We start from the raw sequence: 9,828 nt of genomic DNA, 5'->3' as shown, positions 1-9,828 counted from the left end.
AAAGACCACGAGCCCTTCTCTCATGACACTCCGAGCTTCATACCTAAGTAAACCAAGACCTTTTTTAATAAGAAATTTTTCGCCTCGCGAAAAATCTCCTTTTTGAAAGGATCTGAGTGCTTAAAATAGAGTTTACCGTCGATTACCTGACTTGTGGGGAACAAAATAATAGCGATAAGTCAGATAACTCTCCTTTTCCTGACTTGTGGGACTGAAAATTAAGGCCGTAAGTCAGGTTTATCCCTTTTACCTGACTTGTGAACATCAAACTACTCACCACAAGTCAGATAAAGACCACGAGCCCTTTTCTCATGACACTCCGAGCTTCATACCTAAGTAAACCAAGACCTTTTTTAATAAGAAATTTTTCGCCTCGCGAAAAATCTCCTTTTTGAAAGGATCTGAGTGCTTAAAAATGAAGTTTATCGTTGATTACCTGACTTGTGGGTGTCAAAATAATAGCGATAAGTCAGATAACTCTCCTTTTCCTGACTTGTAGGACTGAAAATTAAGGCCGTAAGTCAGGTTTATCCCTTTTACCTGACTTGTCAGCATCAAACTACTCACCACAAGTCAGGTAACGGTCACTTTCCACACACGTATCGGTTGCGCCGAACTTCATAGCGCCGTAAAGCTTCTTCCTCCCAATCTATCATTTAAATCAAAAATAAGCCTCACCCAACTAGTACCACTAACTAGTTGGGTGAGGCTCATCTAAACTTCACTATATGGTTACTTGCAAGCCAATTGATAAATAGCTTCTGCATAAATCTCCATGGCTTTATATAAATCGCTCAAAGCTAGACCTTCGTTTTCTTGGTGGGCTAAGCTTTTTGCGTGTGGGAAGTGAGCTCCGAATGCGACCATGTTTGGCATTTGGCGAGCGTAAGTGGCTCCGCCTGATACGAATGGTTCTGTTTGGTCGCCAGTTTTTTCTTGGTAGACGCTCATCAAGGTTTTGACTAAGTCGCTGTCTTTTTTGACGTATAGAGAAGGGATGAAGTCGAATTCTTTGTATTCCAATCCATATACTCCAGCAACTTTGCTTAACGTTCTGATCAATTGTTCTTTATCGTAAGTTACTGGGAAACGAATGTCCAGCGTGATTTTAGAAGCGTCTTTCGTGATCTCTAATTTGCCGGTATTTAAGGTCATTTCGCCGGAAACGTCATCTTTAACTTCGCCAAAAATACTCAAGCCGTTTGTTTCGTCGCCGATTTTTTCTGCAATGAAACGCAACGCTGGATGCGATTCTACTTTGTTCAATCCTTGGACCAGTTTGTTGATTGCGTTGATTCCTTCACCAGATACGCTGGAGTGAACGGATTTCCCTTTGACGATGATTTTTCCGTCTTCTTGGTCAAAAGCAACACCCAGTTTATTCAATTCATCGGCTAGCGATTCGATGCTGTTGCCGTCGTAGATTGCTTCGCCGGGAACAACATTGGACGCTTCACCCAATTTCAAGTTCACTGCGTCGCTTCCAGGTCCTGTCAAATTAACTTCCCACAAACCTTTTTCAGCATACGTTAATGGGAATGTACCGTCTGGAACGAAGCCCATTGTTGGGATTTCTTCTTGATCCGTGTATTTTTGGATACCGCGCCATAAGCTTTCTTCGTCGGTACCGAAGATAAAGCGAACACGTTTGTTGAAAGAGATGCCTTCATCTAGAACCGATTTGAATCCATAAAGAGCCGCGATCGTTGGACCTTTGTCATCTTGAGTTCCGCGACCATAGATGACGTCATCTCTGATTTCAGGTTCAAACGGAGGATTGGTCCATTTGGCCAGATTACCGCCTGGAACGACGTCTAAATGGCATAAGATACCGATCATTTCTTCGCCGCTGCCGTATTCGGCATACCCATAATTTCCTTGAGGATCAATAAAGGTCTTCAAGCCTAGATTCTCACAGATCTCTAATGCTTTTTCCAATGCCTCTTGAATCCCTTGGCCGAATGGAGGATTTCCTGTACCGTCTCCATCGTTCACTGATGCGATTGAAAGCAATTCTTTCAATGCTTCAATACTTTCTTGTTGGTGATTTTCTTTTACCCATGTTGTCATTCTTTGACCTCCTAGCTGATTTTCTATTTCATTATCATACCATAAATTGAGCGCCTTCATACCAAATTTACGACAGAAGGAATGTGATTTATGCCTCTTATTCGACTCGCAGGACTGCTCCATTGTGCTCGATCTCCACTGATTCTCCTTCAAGCAATTTATATTCTGTTCCGTCAGGCGTGATGGTTACTTGGAAAAAGCTCGAATGATACTGGATATGGAACGAGATTTTTTGCCAGTGTTTCGGCAAATGCGGTGAAAAATGCAGCTTGTCTTCATATAACCGCATCCCGGCAAATCCATGAACCATACTCAACCAAGTTCCACCCATATTGGCAGCATGAATACCGTCCCTAGTGTTAGCCTGCAGATCGGTGATGTCCATTAAAGCTGTATCCATAAAATAATGGTACGCCCGTTCTGGATCACCGATTTCGTTGGCCATGATACCGAAGATCGAACGAGACAAGGAAGAATCATGGGTCGTGATTTTTTCATAATAGTAATAGTCCCGTCTTTTCTGCTCTACATCGAATTCCCATGAAAATAAAAATTGAGCCAAAACTGTATCGGCTTGTTTGTTGACTTGATACCGGAAAATAGCCAATGGATGATAATACATCAGTAAAGGATGATGCTCTTTAGGCGTCTTTTCCAAGTCCCATGGTTGTTTACTGAGAAAGTTGTCGTCTTGCTTGGTCAATTGAAGATTTTCCTCATATGGAAGATACATCGCTTCAGCTGCTTTTGACCATTCTTCCAGTTCCCGCCATTCAAAACCGACTACTTCCAAGGCGTTAGAAGTTTTTTCTTTGCCTGAGGACAACACTTCCAGTACGGCCTCTACTGCATACTCTAAATTGTGTTTCACTAGAAGATTGGTATAAAAGTTGTTATTTACCAATGTAGTGTATTCATCTGGACCGGTGACTCCATTGAGCACAAACCGGTTTTTATTTAACGCGTCATATTGTCCAAAGGCTGTCCAAAAACGTGCCGTCTCAATCAAGATCTCTAAGCCTTCATTAAACGCAAACTCTTTGTCTCCGGTTGCTTTGATATAAGTGTATACAGCGTGAGCAATATCGGCGTTGATATGGAATTGAGCTGTTCCCGCTGGGTAGTAAACACTGGCTTCTAATCCATTGATGGTACGCCAAGGAAACAGCGCCCCTTGTTGGACAGACAGCTCCTTCGCACGGACTCTGGCGGCAGGCAATATCGAGTGGCGATACAATAAAAGTTGTTTAGCGATCTCAGGTTGGGTGTAGATAAAAAACGGCAGCATGTACATTTCCGTGTCCCAGAAGTAATGTCCATCATACCCTGGACCTGTCAGCCCTTTAGCAGAGATGCTGGTTTTGCCATCTCGACCTGCTGCTTGGTGCAAATGGAACAAGTTGAACCGCAAACCTTTTTGCAGCTGTTCATCCCCTTCAATGATAACATCACTTTTCTGCCAAAAGTCGCTCATCATTTTTATATGCTCTTCTTTTACTGTCTCATATCCTTTACTCAGTGCTGCCTTCAATAAACTACGGACATGTTTAAGTTGTTTTGGCGTTTTTTTATCTTCTAGGTAAGGCCTGCTGTATGCAGCATAGCGATTCCATGTAACTGTTTTGCCTTTTTCAGGACTGCAGCTCCAACTCTCTGTCAACCCTATACGGACGTATTCTGTTTCTATTTCGTCCACTTGTGTCCTAGTCCCCACGATTGCGTCCATTCCGCTGGCAGGAGTGTTGATATGCAGCAGCGGGAAAGATTCTTCACTCAGTTGTTCACTCGCAAATAAACGTGTTGTTAATTTGCGTACCCGAGGGTCTTTCTTCTCGTCTTCCGTTTTCCTATGGCTGATATCCTTTAAATCGTCCAGCACCATTTCAAACATCAAATCAACATTTTCTGTCAGCGGCGTGATTTTCACTTGTTGCACAAACAGCTCTGGAACATCATAGGAAACAAAATGTTCTGTGACGACACTGACTTTATCGTTGTGCTCGTTTTCCCAAGTAAAGCTGCGGGTCAGTACGCCTTTTTGCATGTCCAGTACTCGCTTATGCTCACTCGTTTTTCCGCGTTCCAAATTAAACCATTCTCTATTCACTGAAAATCGAATTTGTTTGGCATTAGGCAGAGGCGTGATAATTTGATGGTTGGTAGCAAATCCATAAGCCCATTCCGAGTAATCAATAGGGGTCGTTTCATAAAATCCATTCATATAAGTACCTTCGTTCCACACGTAATCGGGAACGAACTTTCCTTCTTCCAAACTGCCTCTAGTACCGATATGCCCGTTGGATAATGAAAACAAGGTCTCATTGTGTCGGATAAAAGAGGGGTCAATTCCTGTTTCAACCAACTGCCACGGGGTGCCGTTTTCCAATAATTTCCGCATCAAGTCCAGCCTCCTTTTGATATGCTGTATCCGGTCTCATTTCGGTCATGGTACTCCTTATCAGAAAAGGTCTGCAACTCTTACGCCTTCTAGATGGAGACAATTGCTCAAGTTACTGATGTCTAAATCTAAATTAACCTCTCTAAGGTTCTACAACATTTGGCGTTTGTAAGTAAAAAACACGCTTCTTTTTAATGCAAAAACAGGAAACACTGTTTGCGTACTCTTAGTTTGTTCTCCACTGCGTTGCGCATAACGTATCCGTATATCTCTCAGGCTCACAACGGCTTCGGTAACGTTACAAGATTGGAGACATGGTTGGCTCTAAGCGGTCACATGGCTTTCCACAAGCAACCCCGTAGACCGGAGGAAATTTCCTTATTAAAGCTAGAAGATGAAAATTCAAAAAAAGCCGAACCAACACTTATGTTGACTCGACCTATTATAGAATTAGTTTATTTATTTGATGGGAATTTTTTCTCAAATAGTGGGCTCACTGATTTGTTTTCGTGGATACGTTTGATCGCATCTCCCATCAATTCACTTACACTGATTTGAACGATTTTTCCGCTCATTTTGTCTTCAGTCAATTGGATAGAGTCCGTAACAATCACTTTTTTCAAAGCGGATGCTTCGATACGTTCAATCGCTGGACCTGATAATACTGGGTGTGTACAACATGCGTAAACTTCCGTTGCGCCTGCATCTTCTAAAGCTTGAGCAGCTAAAGTGATTGTTCCAGCAGTATCGATCATGTCGTCGATCAAGATACATTTTTTACCTTCTACATTTCCAATAATGTTCATAACTTCTGCAACATTTGCTTTAGGACGGCGTTTGTCAATGATCGCAATCGGAGATTTCAAGAATTCCGCTAATTTACGAGCACGAGTAACCCCACCGTGATCTGGTGAAACAACAACAGTGCCTTCATCTGCAATGTCATTGTCTAAGAAATAGTTGGCTAATAATGGAGCGCCTAATAAATGATCCACTGGCATATCAAAGAATCCTTGAATTTGAGCAGCATGCAAATCTAGTGTTAAGATACGATCTGCACCAGCTCTAGTAATCATGTTTGCAACTAGTTTAGATGTAATCGGTTCTCTCGAACGGGCTTTGCGGTCTTGACGAGCATATCCATAGTAAGGCAAAACAACGTTAACTGTTTTAACACTGGCACGTTTTAAAGCATCGATCATAATCAACAATTCCATTAAATTATCATTTACTGGTCGAGAAGTTGATTGAATAATGTACACATGATCTCCACGGATACTTTCTTCAATATTGATTCTAATTTCTCCGTCACTAAACTGATTTACTGAAATTTTTCCTAATTCAACGCCGACAACCTTAGCGATTTTTTCTGCTAATGGTTTATTAGAGTTTAAGGCAAAAATCTTTAATTTTGGATCGAAATACTGTTCGGACATTTGTGGGCCTCCACTTTCTTTTTTAACGTATCTTTTCGTCAAACTAATGTTAGCCATTTTCCGCCAAGAAATCAAGCCTTATTGTCGATTTTGCTTATTTTTGAGGCATTTTTTTATAATAATCTAATTTGTTTACTTGTCGAGCACGTGCAATTGCCAAAGATTCACTTGGAACATCTTCAGTAATGGTAGATCCCGCAGCAACATACACGTTTTCTTCGACCGTTACCGGCGCAATCAAATTCGTGTTGCAGCCAATAAATACATTGTCGCCAATCGTTACGCGGTGTTTATTCGCTCCATCGTAATTCACAAAGACTGTTCCGCAACCGATATTAATGTTTTTGCCTAAATCAGCATCCCCAACATACGTTAAGTGACCAACTTTTGTATTTTCATCAATATTGGCATTTTTCACTTCGACAAAGTTTCCAATGTGCACATCTTTTCCGATCACACTATTTGGACGCAAATGACTGTACGGTCCAATATTGCTGTCTGAAGCCATCACAGAATCTTCAATGTTGCTGCTGGTTACGCGAACACGATCGCCGATTTTGCTGTCACAGATTTCTGAATTCGCTCCGATAAAGCAGTCTTCACCAATAACCGTATTCCCTTTCAGTACCACGCCCGCTTCAACGATGGTATCTGAACCAATCACGACTTCGCTGTCGATGTACGTCGCTTCCGGGTTCACAAATGTAACCCCATTGCGCATGTGTTTTTCATTGATGCGTTCACGCATCATACGTGTTGCTTCCGCTAAAGCCACGCGATCGTTTACCCCTAAAGACTCTGCTTCTTTTTCCATTTGGTAAGCTCCAACAATCTCACCTTTATCTTTCAAGATTTCAATCACGTCTGGAAGATAGTATTCACCTTGTGAGTTGTCATTTCCTACTTGGTTCAACGCTTCAAATAATAAAGCATTGTCAAAGCAGTACGTTCCTGTATTGATTTCTTGAACAGCCGCTTCCTCTGGAGATGCATCTTTTTGTTCCACAATTTTTTCAACTGCGCCAGATGCGCTGCGAATCACGCGTCCGTAACCAGTTGGGTCATCTGCATGCGCCGTTAAAATAGTCGCTTTCGCCCCTTGTTCTTGGTGATGAGCAAATAGACCATTTAACGTTTCAGCCGTCAATAAAGGTGTATCTCCACAAATCACTAAAACCGTGCCTTCTTTTCCGCTCAGTAAAGATTCAGCTTGTAAAACGGCGTGTCCAGTTCCTAGTTGCTCTGCTTGCATCGCGTATTCAGAACGTTCGCCTAAGTATTCTTGAACTTTTTCAGCTCCGACTCCTACTATAGAGACGATTTTATCTGCTCCAGCAGCTTCCACTTGGTCTACCACGTGGCCTACCATAGGTTTACCTGCTACCGGGTGCAATACTTTATACAATTTCGATTTCATTCTGGTTCCTTGTCCAGCCGCTAATACCACTGCAAATCGTTGTGTCATGTTTAAACTCCTCATGTTTTTCTTTTTTTTAAGTTAATTAGTTGTCATAAGTTACTTTCTTAAGCTGTTTTTATAATAGCTCAATAATGGCTAGTTTTCAAGGAAGGCTCTGACATTCATTTACCGACCCCTTTTGCTCGTCAAAAGTTTGCCATTTTTTTCTTACCGAGAATTTAATTTGAAAGTACGTAGAATCTTACCAACTAGACCAATTTTTTGTCATTCTATGTAGGGTAAAGAAATAATCAAATTAGGCTTTGCAATCCTCTCTCAACTGACATAGACTGAAAGAAAAAGGAACAGGTGAAAATTATGTCTACTCAATCGGAACACTATTGGATCAACCATCTAGCATTAGAACCGCACTCAGAAGGCGGATTTTTCAAGCAAGTTTACCGCAGTGATGAATCCAGCACCACATGGGATAATCGCACACGTCCTTATTACACTAGTATTTACTTTCTGCTTAATCAAGCCAGCCCGTCTCATTTCCACCGTTTGAAATCGGACGAAATCTGGTATTACCACACAGGCGAGGCGCTGACTGTTCATATGATCCACCCCGACGGCAAGTATGAAGCGGTCAAATTAGGCTTGGCGATCGACCAAGGAGAAGTGCTGCAGTACGCAGTCCCAAAAGATACGATTTTCGGCTCCAGTGTGGAATCCGCTGAACCGGACGCTTTTTCTTTAGTCAGCTGCATGGTCTCTCCTGGATTCGAGTACCACGACTTTGAATTGTTCACCCAAGCCGAACTCATTAAAGATTACCCAACCCATGAAACGATCATCCGCAAATTAGCCTTTGAAACCTTGCCGGAATAGTAAAAAAATGAGGTTTAAATAATTGTTGGCTCTGCTATTTTATTCCATTAGTCAAATAGAGCTCTGAAGTCCGAAGCAATGATGATATGCGAGGAAAGTGGGCTTTATCTGACTTGTGGCAAGTAATTTAGAACTCACAAGTCAGATAAACAGATTAAACCTGACTTACGCCTCTTATTTCCAGCACGACAAGTCAGATAAACAGATTAAACCTGACTTACGCCTCTTATTTCCAGCACGACAAGTCAAGTAAGGAAGCATTACCTGACTTGTGGCAATTATTTTGATACCCACAAGTCAGGTAACCGACGATAAGCATCCTTATAAGCACTCAGATCCTTTCAAGAAGGAGATTTTTCGCCCTGCGAAAAATTTTTTATTCAAACAGGGGTTGATTTACGTAGAAATGAAGCTCTGAGCATCATATGAGAAGCGCTCGCAATTTTTATCCGACTTGTGGTGAGTAGTCTGATGCTCACAAGTCAGGTAAAAGGGATAAACCTGACTTACGGCCTTAATTTTCAGTCCCACAAGTCAGGAAAAGGAGAGTTATCTGACTTGTGGCAATTATTTTGAACCTCACAAGTCAGAAATCGACTATAAACCTCCTCAAAATACTCAGAATAGAGCATTCTAATTGATTTTAATCCTATTGAATCAATTTTTCATCCAAGCAAGTAATGAAGTAGAAAAAGAACCCACCTGCTGCTGAATTTGTTCAGCAGGTGGGTTCTTTTTGCGAGGCTTGTCTGTTTGGAAAAAATACCAAACAGGCTGCCTTGTGAGATAACAGGAAGTCTAAACGGTTTACTTCACTCTCTCAAAGTAGTTTCCTGGTTTTACTCGGATCGATTTGTTGCGGACATCTACTTCATCTACATGCAGCAATGACGTGTAGTCCTCTACCATCCGGTTTCCTTGGAAACTGGATTCGGCAAATACGGTAATACCGACTAATTCAGCTTCGAATTCTTCGATCAAGCTTCTCATCCCGTTGACGGTTCCGCCGCCTTTCATGAAATCATCCACGACTAGAACTCTGGAACCTCTCTTCAAGCTGCGTTTTGACAACTCCATCTTTTCTACTCGATTAGATGAACCTGAAACGTAGTTGATACTGACGGTGGAGCCTTCTGTAATTTTTGAATCACGTCGCACCATGACAAACGGAACATTTAAGTAAGTCGAAACAGCTTGTGCGATCGGTACTCCTTTTGTAGCCACCGTCATAACGGCATCTACTTTTTGATCCAGATATTGTGTCGCAATAATCTTACCGATTTTTTGCAGGACAGCCGGTTCTCCCAACATATCAGATAAATATACGTATCCGCCTGGCAATAATCGGTCTACTTCAGATAAGCGCTCACACATTTGCGCAATAAATTCTTCTGTTTCTTCTGAGGAAATCTTAGGGATATAACGCACACCACCTGCAGCTCCTGCTATGGTTTCTAGAATACCTATTCCTCTGTCTTTAAACGTTTTTTTTATAATGGTCAAGTCTTCACTAATCGATGATTTAGCGGAGTCGTATCGGTCAGCAAAAAAAGTTAAAGAAACAAGGGTATGCGGTCGTTCTAATAAGTAACGCGTCATATCGATCAATCGTTCACTTCTTTTTACTTTCATTA

6 protein-coding genes are annotated in these 9,828 nt (G+C 41.7%); 1 reads left to right on the top strand and 5 read right to left on the bottom strand.

Translation table 11 applies throughout. The annotated features are described in order from the left end of the window. Positions 1-732: 732 nt before the first annotated feature. The 4 genes from ACEN36_RS09460 to glmU form a co-directional block, all read right to left on the bottom strand. Positions 733-2,070, bottom strand: a complete 1,338-nt coding sequence (locus ACEN36_RS09460; RefSeq protein ID WP_407102420.1) for a M20 family metallopeptidase — start codon at positions 2,068-2,070, stop codon at positions 733-735. Between the two features lie 97 nt (positions 2,071-2,167). Continuing rightward, positions 2,168-4,468 (bottom strand): glycoside hydrolase family 65 protein, encoded by a 2,301-nt coding sequence (locus ACEN36_RS09455; RefSeq protein WP_407126458.1) that lies wholly within the window; start codon positions 4,466-4,468, stop codon positions 2,168-2,170. 455 nt (positions 4,469-4,923) lie between these two features. Further along, positions 4,924-5,904 (bottom strand): ribose-phosphate diphosphokinase, encoded by a 981-nt coding sequence (locus ACEN36_RS09450; protein ID WP_407102435.1) that lies wholly within the window; start codon positions 5,902-5,904, stop codon positions 4,924-4,926. Between the two features lie 94 nt (positions 5,905-5,998). Further along, positions 5,999-7,369, bottom strand: coding sequence for a bifunctional UDP-N-acetylglucosamine diphosphorylase/glucosamine-1-phosphate N-acetyltransferase GlmU (gene glmU / locus ACEN36_RS09445; protein WP_407126457.1), 1,371 nt, complete (start codon positions 7,367-7,369; stop codon positions 5,999-6,001). 312 nt (positions 7,370-7,681) lie between these two features. Between glmU and ACEN36_RS09440 the strand changes: the two genes are divergently transcribed. Beyond that, a complete protein-coding gene (locus ACEN36_RS09440) occupies positions 7,682-8,194 on the top strand; it encodes a cupin domain-containing protein (RefSeq protein WP_407126456.1) in 513 nt (170 codons plus the stop codon). 807 nt (positions 8,195-9,001) lie between these two features. Here ACEN36_RS09440 and purR read toward each other — a convergent pair. Continuing rightward, entirely contained in the window at positions 9,002-9,826 is an 825-nt protein-coding gene (gene purR / locus ACEN36_RS09435; protein WP_407096226.1) for a pur operon repressor, read from the bottom strand. Positions 9,827-9,828 lie beyond the last annotated feature (2 nt).

This window comes from Desemzia sp. FAM 23989 (assembly GCF_045528345.1).
Taxonomy (GTDB): Bacteria; Bacillota; Bacilli; order Lactobacillales; family Carnobacteriaceae; genus Desemzia.
The sequence above is the reverse complement of the archived record's forward strand: the minus strand, read 5'-3'. Positions and strand labels throughout refer to the sequence as shown.